We start from the raw sequence: 16323 nt of genomic DNA on the forward strand, positions 1-16323 counted from the left end.
GACGGGCCCCGTCCCCACACGCCCCCCGAGAGGGGAACCCCGGGCTGCGACGCCCCGGGCCGGCCGAACTGGAGCCGTTGTGCATCTTGACCACACCCCGCACGGTCCCGCCGCCGTGGGCGCCGACGCCCGCCGCCCCGACGGATCGCGCCGCGCCCTGCGCATCGGACTCGGCGGTCCCGTCGGCTCCGGCAAGACGGCGACCGTCGCCGCGCTCTGCCGGGCCCTGCGCGACCGGCTGTCGCTGGCCGTCGTCACCAACGACATCTACACCCGCGAGGACGCCGAGTTCCTCCTGCGCGAAGCGGTGCTGCCGCCGGAGCGGATCACGGCCGTGGAGACGGGGGCCTGCCCGCACACCGCCATCCGCGACGACATCTCGGCCAACCTCGAAGCCGTGGAGGACCTGGAGGACGAGGTGGGCCCGCTGGACCTGATCCTCGTCGAGTCGGGCGGGGACAACCTCACCGCCACGTTCTCCAAGGGGCTCGTGGACGCGCAGATCTTCGTCATCGACGTCGCCGGCGGGGACGACATCCCGCGCAAGGGCGGGCCCGGCGTCACCACCGCCGACCTGCTCGTCGTCAACAAGACCGACCTCGCGCCCCACGTGGGCTCCGACCTCGCCCGGATGGCGGCCGACGCGAAGGCCCAGCGGGGCGAACTGCCCGTCGTGTTCCAGTCGTTGCGCGGGGAGAGCGGGGTCGCCGACGTCGCCGCCTGGGTGCGGGCGCGGCTCGCCGTCTGGTCGGCGTGACATGGGCGGTGTGCACGCCACCGCCCGGATCGCGGCGCGCGCGGACGGGCGGGGCGGGACCGCGCTGCCCGTCCTGGAGAGTGACGGGCCGCTCGCCCTGCGGCGCACCCGGGGGACCGGCGCGCAGGCGCGCGTGCTGCTCGTCGGGGCGATGAGCGGTCCCCTGGGCGGTGACCGCTTCGCCGTGGAGGCCGACGTGGGCGAAGGCGCCCGGTTGCGGGTGGGCTCGGCCGCCGCGACCATCGCCCTGCCCGGGCAGACGAAGGACGACGCCCGCTACGACGTGCGGCTGCGCGTCGCCGACGGCGGTGAACTGCACTGGCTGCCCGAGCCGTTGATCTCGGCGAAGGGCAGCGACCTGTCCGTCGTCACCCGCGTCGAACTGCACGCCGGGGCGCGGCTGGTGGTACGGGAGGAACAGGTGCTCGGGCGGGTGGGGGAGGAGCCCGGCCGGCTCGGCAGCCGGCTGGTCGTGCGGATCGCCGGCCGGGTCGTCCTGGACCAGGAACTGGCCTGCGGTCCCGGCGCGCCCGGCGGCTGGGACGGTCCCGCCGTGCTCGCGGGGAACCGCGCGGTCGGCCAACTCGTGATCGTGCGGCCGGAGTTCGCCCATGTCCCCGCCGAGTCCGCGATACTCGCGCAGGGCGCCTGCGTCATGCCGCTGGCGGGCCCCGCGGCGCTGGTCACCGCCGTGGCGCCCGACGGACTGCGCCTGCGGCGCGCGCTGGACGAGGCGCTCGCCGAGCTGCACATCCGGTGAGCGGTACTTCTCTTTCCGGTTATCGGATTGGCAAAGAAGGTCAACGACACCTTTTCTCAGGCGCCTCACAGCCGCAAGGATCCTCCTGCCGCCATAAAACAGGGGAGTTTGCACTTGAAGGACATACGACCGAACAAGCGCATCGCAGCGCTGGGCTCGGCGGGCGCACTCGTCACCGCGACCCTGATCGCCGGTGCCGTCGCGGCGCCCACGGCCGGTGCGGCCAGCGGCCGTCCCGGTCAGGACCGTGAGGCCCGCGGAGCCGCCATCGCCGCCGAGCGCGCGGCGAAGGCCGGCATCGCGTGGCACGACTGCCCGGCCGACTGGGGCCTGGAGAAGCCGATCCAGTGCGGCTGGGTCACCGTCCCGCTCGACTACGCCAGGCCGAACGGCAAGAAGATCAAGCTGGCCGTGGACCGCATCGGCAACACGGGCACGGCGAAGCAGCGCCAGGGCGCGCTCGTGTACAACCCCGGCGGGCCCGGCGGCTCCGGCATGCGCTTCCCGCGCCGCGTCACCACCAAGGCGCCGGTGTGGGCCAACGTGGCCAAGGCCTACGACTTCGTGGGCTTCGACCCGCGCGGCGTCGGCCACTCCGCGCCCATCTCCTGCATCGACCCGCAGGAGTTCGTCAAGGCGCCCAAGGCCGACCCGGTGCCCGGCAGCGAGGCCGACAAGCTCGCCCAGATCAAGCTCGCCCGCGAGTACGCCGACGGCTGCTACGAGCGCAGCGGCGAGATGCTGCCGCACATGACCACGCCGAACACCGTGCGCGACCTGGACGTCATCCGGGCCGCCCTCGGCGAGAAGAAGCTCAACTACCTGGGCGTCTCCTACGGCACCTACATCGGGGCCGTCTACGGCACGCTCTTCCCGGGCCACGTGCGCCGCATGGTCGTCGACAGCGTCGTCAACCCGTCGCGCGAGAAGATCTGGTACGAGGCCAACCTCGACCAGGACGTGGCCTTCGAGGGCCGCTGGAAGGACTGGGAGGACTGGGTCGCCAAGAACGACGCGACCTTCCACCTCGGCGCCACCCGCGCCGACGTCCAGAACAAGTGGCTTCAGCTGCGCGCCGCCGCGAAGAAGAACCCGATCGGCGGGCTGGTCGGCCCGGCGGAGCTGATCTCCTTCTTCCAGAGCGCCCCGTACTACGACTCCTCGTGGGTGCCGGTCGCCACCGTCTTCAGCAAGTACTTCGCGGGAGACACCCAGGCGCTCGTCGACGCGGCCGCGCCGGACATGAGCGACACGGCCGGCAACATCTCCTCGGAGAACAGCAACGCCGTCTACACGGCCGTGGAGTGCACCGACGCCAAGTGGCCCACCAGCTGGCGCAAGTGGAACGCGGACAACACGCGGCTCCACAAGGACTACCCGTTCATGACCTGGGCCAACGCGTGGATGAACCTCCCGTGCGCCTCCTGGCCGGTCAAGCAGCAGACCCCGGTGAACGTCACCACCCACAAGGGCCTGCCGCCGGTCATGATCGTGCAGTCCAAGAACGACGCCGCCACCCCGTACGACGGCGCCGTCAGCCTGCACCAGCGCTTCAAGGGCTCGCGCCTGATCACCGAGAAGGACGCGGGCTCCCACGGTGTCACCAGCCTGGTGAACACCTGCATCAACCCCCGGGTGGACGCCTACCTCCTCACCGGGAAGCTGGACCGGTCGGACGTGACCTGCGCGCCGCACGCCACGCCCACGCCGTAAGCACCCCCGGCAGGCAGTGAGGGGCGGCCGGATCGATCCGGCCGCCCCTTCGGCGTCCCCCATCGCGCGCCCCGTCACGCGCGCCCCGGGCCGTGCGTCCCGTGACGCGCCGTCAACCCTGCGGCGTGCGCCGGAACGGGCGGGGCAGCTCCCGCTTCCCGCCCTTGCGGGCCTTCGCCTCGGCCTCCTGCGCCTTCACGACCGCCGCGTACTCGTCCACGTACTCCTGCTCCGACAGCGTCAGGATCGCGTACATGATCTCGTCGGTGATGGCCCGCAGCACCGCCTTCTCGTTCTCCATGCCGAGGTAGCGGGAGAAGTCGAGCGGCTCGCCGAAGCGGATCGCCACGGGGTGCAGGGTCGGGATCTTCTTGCCGGGCGGCTGCGCCTCGAAGGTCCCGATCATCGCGCAGGGGATCACCGGCGCACGCGACTTCAGGGCCATCACCGCGACGCCGACCTTGCCCTTGTAGAGGCGGCCGTCGTGCGAGCGGGTGCCCTCCGGATAGATGCCGAGCAGCTCGTCCTTGGCGAGCACGCCCAGCCCCTCGCGGATCGCCGCCTGGCCCGCCTCCTTGCCGGAGCGGTCGACCGGGATCTGACCGGCGCTGCGGAAGAAGGCCGCGGTCAGCCGTCCCTTCACGCCTGGGCCCGTGAAGTACTCGGCCTTGGCGAGGAAGGTGATGCGGCGTCTGAGGATCGCGGGCATCAGGAAGTGGTCCGAGAACGACAGGTGGTTGCCCGCGATGATGGCCGCTCCCGAGTCCGGCACATGCTCCAGGCCCTCGATACGGGGGCGGAACAGCACTCTCAGGAGCGGTCCCAACACCACGTATTTCAGGAGGTAGTAGAACAAAGGGAGTCGCTCCTCGTGTCCGACGGATCGGCTCGCCGCCGAGTTCCAGCAGGTCAACCGGCATGGCGTGGTGTGTCAGTGTAGGGGCAGGCGGCGACCGCCGGAACCGTGCCGACCCGGCGCTCCCCGGGCCCTCCCGTCACAGCCGCACGACGACCAGCGCGGTGTCGTCGGTGGCGCCGCCGGCCGGCAGGAGCTCCCACAGCACCGCGTCCGCGAGGGACTCGGGGTCGGCGGCGCGGTGCCGGGCCAGGGCGTCGGCGAGGCGGTTCAGACCGGTGTCGATGTCCTCCCGCCGCCGCTCCACCAGTCCGTCGGTGTACAGGACGAGGGTGGCGCCCTCGTCGTAGACCGTGCTCGCCTCGGTCCGCGGGACCGGGTCGGGGAGCGCGTCGAGCGGCGGGTCGGTGGCCCGGTCGAGGAACTCCACGCGGCCGTCGGCGTGGACCAGCGCGGGCGGCGGGTGCCCCGCGCTGCTGTAGGCGATGGTGCGGCGGTCGAAGTCGATGAACGTGGTCACCGCGGTGGCCGACTCGGCGCCGTCCACGACGTGCGCGTAGCGGCCGAGGACGTTCAGGGCCTCGGCCGGGCCCTCGGCCACCCGGGAGGCGGCGCTGAGCGCGCTGCGCAGTTGCCCCATCACCCCGGCGGCCTCCAGGCCGTGCCCCACGACGTCGCCGACGGACACGCCGATGCGGTGCCCGCCGACCAGGTCGACCAGGTCGTACCAGTCCCCGCACACGTTGAGCGCGCCGACCGCCGGGCGGTAGCGCACGGCCGCCCGGTGGTGCCCCACCTGGCGGCGGGCCGGCAGCATCGCCTCCTGCAGGGCGAGCGCCACCTCGCGTTCCCGGGCGTGCGCCAGGCGCAGCCGCTCGTTGAGCTCCTGCAACTCACGGGCCCGGGTGTACAGCTCGGCCTCCAGGACCCGGCCCCGGCCGCCGGAGCCCGCGGCGCCCGCGCGGCCGTCGGCCGCCCGTCCGCCCCGCGCCCGGATCAGCTCGGTGACCTCCTCCACGCGGTGCGCCAGCAGCACCACCGACCCGTCCGGGCCGAGGACGGGCGCGTTGACCGGGCTCCAGTAGCGCTCGTCCCACTCGCCGGGGCGCTCGAGCGACTCCACGTCGTAGCGTTGCAGGGCCATCGCGTCCCGCTCGCCGGTGGCCAGCACCCGGCGCAGCGAGGCCTCCAGGTTGCGCATGCCGCTGGCGGAACCGTCGTTGGGGTTGTCGGGGAAGACGTCGAAGAGGTGCCGGCCGATCATCTGGTCCCGACTGCGGCCGGTTACGCGCAGGAACTCGGCGTTGACGTCCGCGTACACCAGCTCGGGCGTCAGCAGCGCCACCATGCCGGGCAGGGCCTGGAACACCGCCGCGTAGTCGATCGCCGTGTCGTTCATGGCTCGCGCCCCATCCGCCGTTTTCGCGTCATTTTCTCATGTGATGCGGCGTATCGGCTCGCCGTTCACGCACCGGGTCCGGTGAGCGACTGCTCCGTCCAGATGACCTTGCCCTCGGGGAGGAAGCGGGTGCCCCAGCGCCCGCTCACCTGGGAGACCAGCAGCAGCCCGCGGCCGCCCTCGTCGGTGGCGCGCGGGTGGCGCAGGTGGGGCGCGGTGGCGCCGCCGTCGAAGACCTCGCAGATCAGGGTCCGGCCGCGGATCAGCCGCAGCCGGATCGGACCGTTCGCGTACCGGATGGCATTGGTCACCAGCTCGCTGACGACCAGCTCGGTGGTGAACGACAGCTCCGCGAGCCCCCACTCCGCCAGCCGGCGGCTCGCGGTCCTGCGGGCCTCGGCGACGGCCGCCGGCTCGGCGGGCAGCTCCCAGTCGGCCACCCGGTCCGCGCTCAGCCGCCGGGTGCGGGCCATGAGCAGCGCGACGTCGTCGTGGGGGCGGGCCGGTGCGAGCGCGTCGACCACGGTCCGGCAGCGCAGTTCAAGGGCGCCCGCGGACCGCTCCAGCGCCCGCCGCAGCCGCTGCCGGTCGCTGCCCGGCGCCGGCCCCCCGTCGCGGGCCAGCAGGCCGTCCGTGTGCAGCGCCAGGGTGCTGCCCTCCGGCAGGAACATCTCGACCGACTCGAACGGCGGCCCGCCCGCGCCGAGCGGCGGCCCCTGGGGCAGCTCCACGAACGTGACGGCGCCGTCGGGCGCCACCACGGCCGGGGCGGGATGTCCCGCCGCGGCCATCACGCACCGCCCGTCGACGGGGTCGTAGACCACGTACACGCACGCGGACCCCTCGGCCCGGGCTCCGGTCGTCACGTCCTCGTCGTGGTCCATGCGGGCGACCTGGTCGTCCAGGTGGGCGAGGATCTCGTCGGGCCGCAGGTCCAGGGCGGCGAGGGTGCGCACGGCGGTGCGGACCCGGCCCATCGCCGCCGCGGCGTCGATGCCGTGTCCGGGCACCTCGCCGACCACGAGGGCGACGCGCGCCCCGGACAGCGGGATCAGGTCGTACCAGTCGCCGCCGAGTCCGGTGAGCTCGTCGGCGGGCCGGTAGCAGGCGGACACCTCCACCGCGTCCTGCTCCGGCAGCCCGCGGGGGAGCAGGCTGCGCTGGAGCACCAGCGCCGCGTCGCGCTCGCGGGTGTAGCGGCGGGCGTTGTCGACGCAGACCGCCGCCCGCGAGACGAGATCCTCGGCGAGCGCGAGGTCGTCCTCGTCGAACGGCTCGCGCCGGCCGTCCCGCAGGAAGGTGGTGACGCCCAGGGTCGTGCCGCGGGCCCGGACCGGCACGATCAGGGCGCTGGGCGGCTCGGACCCGGCGGGCGGCCGGGGCAGCCACTCCTCGGCGGCCCCGTCCAGCCGGTCGGCCCGCCAGGGCCGCCCGGCGGCCAGACACCGCGCCGGGGGCGAGTCGCCCCGGTAGACGACCACGCGCGGCCGGCCCCCTTCCGCGTCCCGGCCCTCGCCCGGGTCCTCGTCCCGGTCGGTGTCGCCGTCGCGGGACCCGACCCCGCCGCTCCTGTCGTCGTCGCCGCTCGCGGCGGCGCGGCTCGCGTCCTGCGTGGTCTCGTCGTCCGGATCGCCCGTGGTGCGGTATCCCGCCCGGTGCAGGCGGACGTGGCCGGAGGGCTCGTCCGCCGCCGGCCCCGGCGTGGGCTCGGCGCCCCGCAGTACGCGCTCGGGCAGGTCGACGGCGACGACGTCGGCGAAGTCCGGCACGGCCGTGTCGGCGAGCTCCTGCGCGGTCCGGGCGATGTCCAGGCTGCTGCCGATGCGCCGGCCGGCGCGGTCGAGGAGCGCGAGCCGCTGCCTGGCACGGTGGCGGTCGGTGATGTCGACGACCGTGTAGTAGACGCCCATCGGACGGCCGTGGTCGTCGTCCAGCCGGGTGAAGGACATCATGTGCGCGGTCTCCCGGTGCGGCGCGGCCCGCACGTGCCCCAGATGCTCGTAGCCGAGGACCGGCTCCCCGCTCTCCAGCACCCGGCGCATCCGCTCCTCGATGGCCTCGGAGTCCAGACCGGGCTGGACGTCGGCCATCCGCAGCCCGAGCCGCAGCTCGGGCGGGCCCCCGCCGAACGCGGCGAGGGCCGCGTTGGACCACACGTAGCGCAGGTCGGTGTCCACGATCGCTATGCCGATCGGGGCGCCCCTCACCATCTGCTCCAGGACCGAACGGCTCATGTTCCAGCCGGGCGCGTCGCCCATCTCGTTGAGCATCACCAGCCAGCGCGCCCGGCCGCCGGGCTCGTGCGCCGAGGTGATGCGGGCCATGACCGGGACCGGCCTGCCGTCCCGGCGCAGCGCCGACAGCAGGCCGGCCCACCCGCCGTCCCGGCGGCACCGCTCCAGGACGTCGGCGACCCGTCCGGCGTCCCCGTGCGCGAGCAGGCCGGACATGTCCTTGCCCACCGCCTCGGCGGCCGGGTAGCCCAGCAGACGCTCGGCGTCCCTCGTCCAGCTCGTGACCACGCCCCGCGTGTCCAGCAGCAGGGGGGCGGTGTCCGCCACGTCGAACCGCCGACGGGCGGCGTCGTCCTCATCGTGTGCGCCCACGTCGACCTCTCTGTCGCGCTGAGAGTGGTCTGCCACCTCCTGACCCAGTCCTCACCCTGCCCGCACGGCAGCGGCCGGGCCACCCGAGCGCCGGCCGCGCCGCGCCCTCGTTCACATCCCCCGGGTCAGCACCTTCTCCAGCGAGGCCAGCGCCGAGAGCAGTTCGTCGGCGGTGATCGTCAGCGGCGGCGCCAGGCGGATGGTCGAGCCGTGGGTGTCCTTGACCAGCACGCCCTCCCGCATGAGGCGCTCGCTCACCTCCCGGCCCGTGCCGAGTGCCGGGTCGACGTCGACGCCCGCCCACAGCCCCCTCGCCCGGAAGCCGACGACACCCTTGCCGACCAGCCCGGACAGCCCCTCCCGCAGGACGACGCCCAGCTCGGCCGCCCGGCGCTGGAACTCGCCCGTCTCCAGCAGCTCCACCACCGCCGTGCCGACGGCCGCGGCCAGCGGATTGCCGCCGAAGGTCGAGCCGTGCTCCCCGGGCCGCAGGACCGACAGCACCTCCCGCCGCGCCACCACCGCCGACACCGGCACGATGCCCCCGCCCAGCGCCTTGCCGAGCAGCAGCACGTCGGGCGTCACCCCCTCGTGCTCCACGGCCAGCGTCCGGCCGGTGCGTCCGAGGCCGGACTGGATCTCGTCCGCGACGAAGAGGCAGTTCGTCCGCCTGGTCAGCTCCCGCACGCCGGCCAGGTAGCCGTCGTCCGGCACCACGACGCCCGCCTCGCCCTGGATGGGCTCGATCAGCACCGCCGCCGTCGTCTCGTCGACCGCCGCCTCCAGAGCGGCGAGGTCGTTGTACGGCACGACCCGGAACCCCGGCGTGAACGGTCCGAACCCCGTGCGCGCGGTCTCGTCCGTGGAGAAGCTGACGATGGTCGTGGTGCGACCGTGGAAGTTGTCCGCGGCGACCACGATCGTCGCCCGGTCGGCGGGCACGCCCTTGACCTCGTAGGCCCACTTGCGCACCACCTTGACGGCGCTCTCGACCGCCTCCGCGCCCGTGTTCATCGGCAGGACCATGTCCAGGCCCGTGAGGTCCGCGAGCCGCTCGGCGAACCCCGCCAGACGGTCGTTGTGGAAGGCGCGGGAGGTGAGCGTGAGCCGGTCCAGCTGGCGGTGGGCCGCCTCGATCAGCGCCGGATGCCGGTGGCCGAAGTTGAGGGCCGAGTAGCCGGCCAGCATGTCGAGGTAGCGGCGGCCCTCGACGTCCTCCACCCACGCGCCCTCGGCGCTCGCGACGACCACGGGCAGCGGATGGTAGTTGTGCGCGAGCACGGGCTCCTCGGCGCTGATCAGAGCGGCGGAGGAGCGGGCGGGCACGACGGGTGCGGTCATGAACGGATCTCCTGAGTGCAGCACTTGATGCCGCCGCCGGCCTTCCGGAACTCCGAGAGGTCGACGGGGACGGGGACATAGCCGCGCTCGCCGAGCCGCGCGGCGAGGGTCTCGGCCTGCGGCGCGATGAAGACGTGGCGACCGTCGGAGACCGAGTTCAGACCGAACGCCATGGCGTCGTCACGGGTGGCGAGCACCGCGTCCGGGTACAGCCCGGCGAGCACCGCGCGGCTCCCGGCGGAGAACGCCTGCGGGTAGTACGCGATGTTGTCGTCGTCCAGGACGAACAACGCCGTGTCCAGGTGGTAGAAGTGCGGGTCCACCAGGGTCAGGCTGATCACCGGATGGCCGAAGAACTCCTGCACCTCCCGGTGCGCCTCGCGCGTCGTGCGGAACCCGGTGCCGGCCAGCACGTAGCGGCCGGTCCACACCAGGTCGCCCTCGCCCTCGCAGACGGACTCGGGCCGGTGGACCTCGTAGCCGGCCGTGCGGAACCAGCTGTCGTAGTGGTCGGACTCGGGCCGCCGCTCCGGCGCGTGGAACAGGGAGCCGAAGACCCGGCCCGCCACCACGACCGCCGAGTTGGCGGCGAAGACCATGTCGGGCAGACCGGGGGCCGGCTCCACGGCGTCCACCGTGTGGCCGTGCGTCCGGTAGGCGCTGATCAGCGTCTGCCACTGCTCCTGGGCGAGGTCGACGTCCACGGGAGTGTCGGGACGCATCCAGGGGTTGATCGCGTACTGGACGGCGAAGTGCCGGGGTTCGCAGACGAGGAAGCGCCGGGGGCGCCGTACACGGGTCTCGGCCACAGAGGGGGTCCTCCGTTTCCCTGCGGATGTCGACTGAGGGTTGACACCACGGTAGGAACTGACGGGGACGCACGACAAGGAACGAGCATTGCGTGTCCGCGCAGTAATGCTGCGTGATGATCCGCCCATACGCAGGCATGCTGCGCGCGCGGAGGTTTATTCGGGAGCGGGCTGGGTCGCGCCCGCCTCCGGGCTCTCCGGCAGCAGGTGGGACAGGACCATCACGCTGATCGTCTTGCGGATGAACGGCTCGGCCCGGATGCGTTCCAGCACGTTCTCGAAGTGCTCCACGTCCCGCGCCCGCACGTGCAGCAGCGCGTCCGCGCCGCCCGTCACCGTCATCGCCGCGGTGATCTCCGGATGGTTGCGCACCACCTCCGCCAGCCGCCGGGGCGGTGCGGCGCCCTCGCAGTACACCTCGACATAGGCCTCGGTGCGCCAGCCCAGCGCCGACGGCTCCACCGTGGCCGTGAACCCCGTGATCACCCCGGTCTCCCGCAGCCGGTCCACCCGGCGCTTGACGGCCGTCGAGGACAGGCCGATCGCGATGCCGATCTCGGCGAAGCTCGTCCTGGCGTTCGCCATCAGAGCGGTGATGATCTTCCGGTCGAGCTCGTCGAACGGGGCGGGCGCGCTGTTCATGCGGGCACTGTAGGACAGCGTGCGCGGCGGCACCCCCGTACATGTCCAGCGGCGCGGATCGCCCCTACACTCCACCTTCATGCTGCGCGCCCTCGCCGTCGACGACGAACGTCCCTCGCTGGAAGAGCTGCTCTACCTGCTCACCGCGGATCCCCGCATCGGCAGCGTCGAGGGCGCCGGCGACGCGACCGAGGCGCTGCGCCGCATCAACCGGGCGCTGGAGTCCGGACCGCACGGCCCCGAGGCCGTCGACGTCGTCTTCCTCGACATCCAGATGCCCGGCCTCGACGGCCTCGACCTCGCCCGGCTCCTCACCGGCTTCGCCCGACCGCCCCTGGTCGTGTTCGTCACCGCCCACGAGGACTTCGCCGTCCAGGCCTTCGACCTCAAGGCCGTCGACTACGTCCTCAAGCCCGTGCGCAAGGAACGCCTCGCCGAAGCCGTCCGTCGCGTCGTCGAACGCCGGGCGGCCGAACTGCGCGGCGCCGCCCCGCCCATCCCCGTGCACGAGCCCGACCCGGACCACATACCCGTCGAACTCGGCGGCGTCACCCGCTTCGTCGCCGTCGACGACATCACCCACGTCGAGGCCCGGGGCGACTACGCCCGCCTGCACACCGACCGCGGCAGCCACCTCGTACGCATCCCGCTGTCCACCCTGGAGGAGCGCTGGCGCGCCCGCGGCTTCGTCCGCATCCACCGCCGCCACCTCGTCGCCCTGCGCCACATAGGCGAACTGCGCCTGGACGCGGGCACGGTGAGCGTCCTGGTCGGCGGCGAGGAACTCCAGGTCAGCCGTCGGCACGCCCGCGAGCTGCGCGACCTGCTGATGCGGAGGCCCTGACCGTGCCCCACCAGGACCCCGCGGACCGCCGCGTCGTCGTCACCGGCCCCGCCCGTCGCACGCTCCCGCACGCACGACTGCGCTCGCGCGGCCGGTACCCGCACCCCTCCGGCTCCTACCGCCCGCGCACCGAGATCGACGAGCAGACCACCCTCGGCGACACCTACGTCCGCTCCCTGATGCGCTCCCAACTGCGCGCCGCCCTCACGGTGTTCGCCGTCCTCGCGCTGCTCGTCGGCCCGCTGCCCCTGCTGTTCGCGGCGATGCCCGACGCCCACCGGCTGGAGTGGGCGGTCCTCGGCTTCTGCCTCTACGCCCCGCTCGTCCTGCTCGCCCGCTGGTACGTGCGCCGCGCCGAGCGCAACGAGCGCGACTTCGTGCGGCTGGTCGAGGACCGGTGAACCCGACCTTCGCCGTCCCGGCGGTCGCCCTGGTCGTGGTCGCCACCGTGCTCGTCGGCGCGTTCGGCCTGCGCATCTCCCGGACCACCTCCGACTTCTACGTCGCCTCCCGCACCGTGGGCCCCCGCCTCAACGCGGCCGCCATCAGCGGCGAGTACCTCTCCGCCGCCTCCTTCCTCGGGATCGCCGGCCTCGTCCTGGTCCAGGGACCGGACATGCTCTGGTACCCGGTCGGGTACACCGCCGGCTATCTGGTGCTCCTGCTGTTCGTCGCCGCCCCGCTGCGCCGCTCGGGCGCCTACACGCTCCCCGACTTCGCGGAGGCGCGCCTCGCCTCACAGATGGTCAGACGGCTCGCGGGCGCCTTCGTCGTCGGCGTGGGCTGGCTCTACCTCATACCTCAACTCCAGGGCGCCGGACTGACGTTGACCGTGCTGACCGGCGCGCCCGACTCGCTCGGCGGGGTCATCGTCGCCGTGGTGGTCACGGCGACCGTCGCCGCCGGCGGCATGCGCAGCATCACCTTCGTGCAGGCCTTCCAGTACTGGCTCAAACTCACCGCGCTCCTCGTGCCCGCCCTCTTCCTGGCGCTCGCCTGGCAGGGCGACGGCGCTCCCCGCGACGCCTTCGAGGAACCGCCCGCCTTCCGCGACCAGCGGGTCGTCCGGGTCGACGCCGGCCTCGACCTCGAACTGGACCGCCCGCTGACCGTCACGGTGGACGGCACGGTCGACGGCCGCCCGTACGAGGGCGCCGTGGTGCGGCTGGCCGCCGGATCCCACCACATCGAGCGGGACGCGCGCCTCACCTTCGCCCGGGGCGCCGCGGTCCCCGCCGCCGAACGCGGCAGCAACGGCGGCATGTCGACCTCCCTGGCCGCCGGCCGTGAGGAACGCCCCCTGTACGCCACCTACGGGCTGATCCTCGCCACGTTCCTCGGCACCATGGGCCTGCCGCACGTCGTCGTCCGCTTCTACACCAGCCCGCACGGAGTGGCCGCGCGCCGCACCACGGTCGCCGTCCTCGCGCTCATCGGCGCGTTCTACCTCCTGCCGCCCCTCTACGGCGCCCTCGGCCGCCTCTACACCCCCGAGCTCGCCCTCAGCGGCGACGCCGACGCCGCCGTCCTGCTGCTGCCCGACCGGGTGATCGGCGGCCTCGGCGGCGACCTGCTCGGCGCGCTGGTGGCCGGGGGCGCGTTCGCCGCGTTCCTGTCCACGGCGTCCGGGCTGACGATGGCCGTGGCGGGCGTCCTCGCGCAGGACGTGCTGCCGTCCCGGGGCGTGCGGCACTTCCGGCTGGGCACCGGCCTCGCCATGGCCGCACCCCTCGCGGCGAGTCTCCTCGTGGGCGGCCTGCCGGTCGCCGACGCGGTCGGGCTGGCCTTCGCGGTGTCGGCGTCCTCCTTCTGCCCGCTGCTGGTCCTGGGCATCTGGTGGCGGCGGCTGACCCCGCCCGGCGCCGCCGCCGGGATGCTCGTCGGCGGCGGCTCGGCCTTCGTCGCCGTCGCGGCGACCATGGCGGGCCTGCCCGGCACGGGCTCCGTGCACGCCCTGCTCGCCTGGCCCGCGCTGTGGTCCGTGCCGCTCGGCTTCCTCACCATGATCCTGGTGTCCCTGGCCACCCCGGGCCGCGTCCCGGCCGGCACGGCGGCGATCCTGGCCCGCTTCCACCTGCCGGAGGAGCTGCGCACGGACGAACTGCGGGCCGCGGAGGCGAGGGCGTGAGCAGTTTCCTCGCGGGCGTGTGCATCGCGATCCTGCCGTTCCTCGCCGCCGGCTTCTGGCTGGGCCGGCGCACCGCCCGCCCACCGGGCCTGGGCGGCCTGGGCACCCCCGTCGAGCACGCCACCTTCCAGACCCTGCACACCGCCTCCCTCGCCTCACCCCCGCTGCGCGCCGGCCTCACGGAGGAGACGGCCCGCAGATCGGCCCGCCGGCTGCGCACGCTGCTCGGCACGGACGCCCTGTGCCTGACCGACCACAAGGAGGTGCTGGCCTGGGACGGGGTGGGGTCGCATCACCGCGCCGAGATCATGGACAGGCTGGCCGGCCCGCTGGAGAGCGGCCGCGGCGAGGCCTTCCGCCTCACCTGCGAGCACGCCGACTGCCCCGTCCGCTGGGCCGTGGTGACCCCGCTCACCGTCGACGACCGGGTGCACGGCGCCCTCGTCGCGTGCGCGCCCCGTGAGTCCGCCGTCCTCGTCCGGGCGGCGGGCGAGGTGGCCCGCTGGGTGAGCGTCCAACTGGAGCTGGCCGACCTCGACCGGTCCCGCACGCGCCTCATCGAGGCCGAGATCAAGGCCCTGCGCGCGCAGATCTCCCCGCACTTCGTGTTCAACTCGCTCGCCGTGATCGCCTCGTTCGTGCGCACCGACCCCGAACGCGCCCGGGAACTGCTCCTGGAGTTCGCCGACTTCACCCGCTACTCGTTCCGCAGGCACGGCGACTTCACCACGCTCGCCGACGAACTGCACGCCATCGACCACTATCTGGCCCTGGTCCGGGCCCGCTTCGGCGACCGCCTCGCCGTCACGCTCCAGATCGCCCCCGAGGTCCTGCCGGTGGCCCTGCCGTTCCTGTGTCTCCAGCCGCTCGTGGAGAACGCCGTCAAACACGGGCTGGAGGGCAAGGCCGGCACCTGCCACATCCGGATCACGGCTCAGGACGCGGGCGCCGAGGCCCTCGTCGTCATCGAGGACGACGGCGCGGGCATGGACCCGGTGGTGCTGCGCCGCATCCTGGCCGGCGAGGTCAGCCCGTCCGGCGGCATCGGCCTGTCCAACGTGGACGACCGGCTGCGCCAGGTCTACGGCGACGACCACGGACTCGTGATCGAGACCGCCCTGGGAGCGGGCATGAAGATCACCGCCCGGCTGCCCAAGTACCAGCCCGGCGTGCACTCGGCGGGCCGCCTCGCCCCCGGCTGATCAGCCGGTTCTCGTCACCACCAGGGCCAGCGTGATCAGCCCGAGCACGACCCAGCCGAACCACAGCCAGCCGTTGCTGCCGAGCGCCACCGTGTAGGCGCTCACCATGACGAGCGCGCCCATGGTGAGCACTCCCATGGTCTTCGTGGAACTGTCCGTGGTACCGGCCATCGCGACACCCTCCTCGGGGCCGCCCCTGAGCGGGGCGCGTCCCCCTCCATGGTGCCCCGGGTTCAGCGCCCGCGTGCGTCGAGTGACGCAAGATAGGCGTTGTAGGCCTCCAGCTCCTGGTCCCCGTCGCGGTCGGCGGCCCGGTCCTTGCGCCTGGCCTGCCGCTGCTCGGAGCCGTACCACTGGAACAGCAGCGCGATCAGCACCAGCACCGACGGGACCTCGCTGAACGCCCAGGCGATGCCGCCCGCCGCGTTCTGGTCGGACAGGGCGTCGATCCCGAGGGAGGCGGGCGGGTTCTTGAACGTCTCCACCATCGGCTGCGAGGCCATCATCAGCGCGATGCCGAAGAACGCGTGGAACGGCATGCCCGCGAACAGCTCCAGCATCCGCATCAGGTAGCCCGGCCGGTTCGGCCCCGGGTCCACGCCGATGATCGGCCAGAAGAACACCACGCCCACGGCCAGGAAGTGCACCATCATCGCCAGGTGCCCCGTCCTCGACCCCATCAGGAAGTCGAACAGCGGCGTGAAGTACAGCGCGTAGAGGCTCGCGATGAACAGCGGGATGGTGAACGCGGGATGGGTGACGATGCGCAGGTACCGGCTGTGCAGGAGCATCAGCAGCACCTCGCGCGGCCCCTTGCGGCCCCGGCCGGCGGCCGGCAGCGCCCGCAGCGCGAGCGTCATCGGCGCGCCGAGCAGGATGAGGATCGGCGACAGCATGCTGATCACCATGTGCTGCACCATGTGCACGCTGAACATGACCATGCCGTAGTCGTTGAGCCGGGTGCACATCACCAGCGCGACGGTCAGCACGCCGACGACGAACGACACCGTCCGCCCGGCCGACCAGGCGTCGCCGCGCCGCCGCAGCCGCAGCACGCCCCACGCGTACAGGCCGAGCCCCACCGCGCAGGCGACGAGGAAGAACGGGTCCGCCGACCACTGAAGACCGCGTCCCAGCGTGAACGGCGGCAGATCCATGGTCATGCCGTGCCCGCCGTGATCCATTGCGCCGGCTCCTGATTCGTGGGGGGTTGTACGATTCCTGCCGCCCCAAGAGTAGAGCCGCCCCCGGCGATCTCCGTCACCG

General features: G+C 73.3%; 15 protein-coding genes. 7 read left to right on the plus strand and 8 right to left on the minus strand.

The window, feature by feature from the left end; all coding sequences use genetic code 11:
* Positions 1-79 precede the first annotated feature (79 nt).
* From ureG to KMS84_RS23345, 3 genes are all read left to right on the plus strand, one after another.
* A complete protein-coding gene (ureG, locus tag KMS84_RS23335; protein WP_256918380.1) occupies positions 80-757 on the plus strand; it encodes an urease accessory protein UreG in 678 nt (225 codons plus the stop codon).
* A 1-nt stretch (position 758) separates the two neighbouring features.
* Complete coding sequence (locus KMS84_RS23340; RefSeq protein WP_256918381.1) at positions 759-1517, plus strand: urease accessory protein UreD; 759 nt, start codon at positions 759-761, stop codon at positions 1515-1517.
* Positions 1518-1631: 114 nt separating this feature from the next.
* Positions 1632-3230 carry an alpha/beta hydrolase gene (locus KMS84_RS23345; RefSeq protein WP_256918382.1) on the plus strand — a complete coding sequence of 533 codons (1599 nt, stop codon included), beginning with the start codon at positions 1632-1634 and terminating at the stop codon, positions 3228-3230.
* 112 nt (positions 3231-3342) lie between these two features.
* On the opposite strand, the gene KMS84_RS23350 is transcribed toward KMS84_RS23345, so the two are convergent.
* The 6 genes from KMS84_RS23350 to KMS84_RS23375 all read right to left on the minus strand — a co-directional run bounded on the left by KMS84_RS23350 (position 3343) and on the right by KMS84_RS23375 (position 10883).
* Positions 3343-4086, minus strand: coding sequence for a lysophospholipid acyltransferase family protein (locus tag KMS84_RS23350; protein WP_256918383.1), 744 nt, complete (start codon positions 4084-4086; stop codon positions 3343-3345).
* A 139-nt stretch (positions 4087-4225) separates the two neighbouring features.
* Positions 4226-5485 (minus strand): PP2C family protein-serine/threonine phosphatase, encoded by a 1260-nt coding sequence (locus KMS84_RS23355; protein WP_256918384.1) that lies wholly within the window; start codon positions 5483-5485, stop codon positions 4226-4228.
* Between the two features lie 65 nt (positions 5486-5550).
* A complete protein-coding gene (locus KMS84_RS41265; RefSeq protein ID WP_256918385.1) occupies positions 5551-8091 on the minus strand; it encodes a SpoIIE family protein phosphatase in 2541 nt (846 codons plus the stop codon).
* A 111-nt stretch (positions 8092-8202) separates the two neighbouring features.
* On the minus strand, positions 8203-9432 hold the full coding sequence (gene rocD / locus KMS84_RS23365; protein ID WP_256918386.1) for an ornithine--oxo-acid transaminase: 1230 nt from the start codon (positions 9430-9432) through the stop codon (positions 8203-8205).
* Positions 9429-10241 (minus strand): dimethylargininase, encoded by an 813-nt coding sequence (gene ddaH, locus KMS84_RS23370; protein ID WP_256918387.1) that lies wholly within the window; start codon positions 10239-10241, stop codon positions 9429-9431. Before ddaH ends, rocD begins: the two co-directional genes overlap by 4 nt.
* Before the next feature lie 156 nt (positions 10242-10397).
* The gene (locus KMS84_RS23375) at positions 10398-10883 is read right to left on the minus strand and encodes an Lrp/AsnC family transcriptional regulator (protein ID WP_256918388.1); all 486 of its coding nucleotides are present in this window, start codon (positions 10881-10883) and stop codon (positions 10398-10400) included.
* A 79-nt stretch (positions 10884-10962) separates the two neighbouring features.
* On the opposite strand from KMS84_RS23375, the gene KMS84_RS23380 reads away from it, so the two are divergent.
* The 4 genes from KMS84_RS23380 to KMS84_RS23395 are packed head-to-tail and all read left to right on the plus strand — an operon-like array spanning position 10963 to position 15057.
* Positions 10963-11727 (plus strand): LytR/AlgR family response regulator transcription factor, encoded by a 765-nt coding sequence (locus tag KMS84_RS23380; RefSeq protein WP_256918389.1) that lies wholly within the window; start codon positions 10963-10965, stop codon positions 11725-11727.
* A gap of 2 nt (positions 11728-11729) precedes the next feature.
* Positions 11730-12128, plus strand: coding sequence for a hypothetical protein (locus tag KMS84_RS23385; RefSeq protein WP_256918390.1), 399 nt, complete (start codon positions 11730-11732; stop codon positions 12126-12128).
* A complete protein-coding gene (locus tag KMS84_RS23390; RefSeq protein ID WP_256918391.1) occupies positions 12125-13855 on the plus strand; it encodes a sodium/solute symporter in 1731 nt (576 codons plus the stop codon). The genes KMS84_RS23385 and KMS84_RS23390 overlap by 4 nt, the downstream gene beginning before the upstream one ends.
* Positions 13852-15057, plus strand: coding sequence for a sensor histidine kinase (locus tag KMS84_RS23395; protein WP_256918392.1), 1206 nt, complete (start codon positions 13852-13854; stop codon positions 15055-15057). Before KMS84_RS23390 ends, KMS84_RS23395 begins: the two co-directional genes overlap by 4 nt.
* On the opposite strand, the gene KMS84_RS23400 is transcribed toward KMS84_RS23395, so the two are convergent.
* On the minus strand, positions 15058-15228 hold the full coding sequence (locus tag KMS84_RS23400; RefSeq protein ID WP_256918393.1) for a hypothetical protein: 171 nt from the start codon (positions 15226-15228) through the stop codon (positions 15058-15060).
* A 62-nt stretch (positions 15229-15290) separates the two neighbouring features.
* Entirely contained in the window at positions 15291-16241 is a 951-nt protein-coding gene (locus tag KMS84_RS23405) for a cytochrome c oxidase assembly protein (protein WP_256918394.1), read from the minus strand.
* Between the last annotated feature and the right edge of the window lie 82 nt (positions 16242-16323).

The sequence above is a fragment of the Streptomyces hilarionis genome (assembly GCF_024539675.1).
Classification (GTDB): Bacteria; Actinomycetota; Actinomycetes; order Streptomycetales; family Streptomycetaceae; genus Streptomyces; species Streptomyces hilarionis.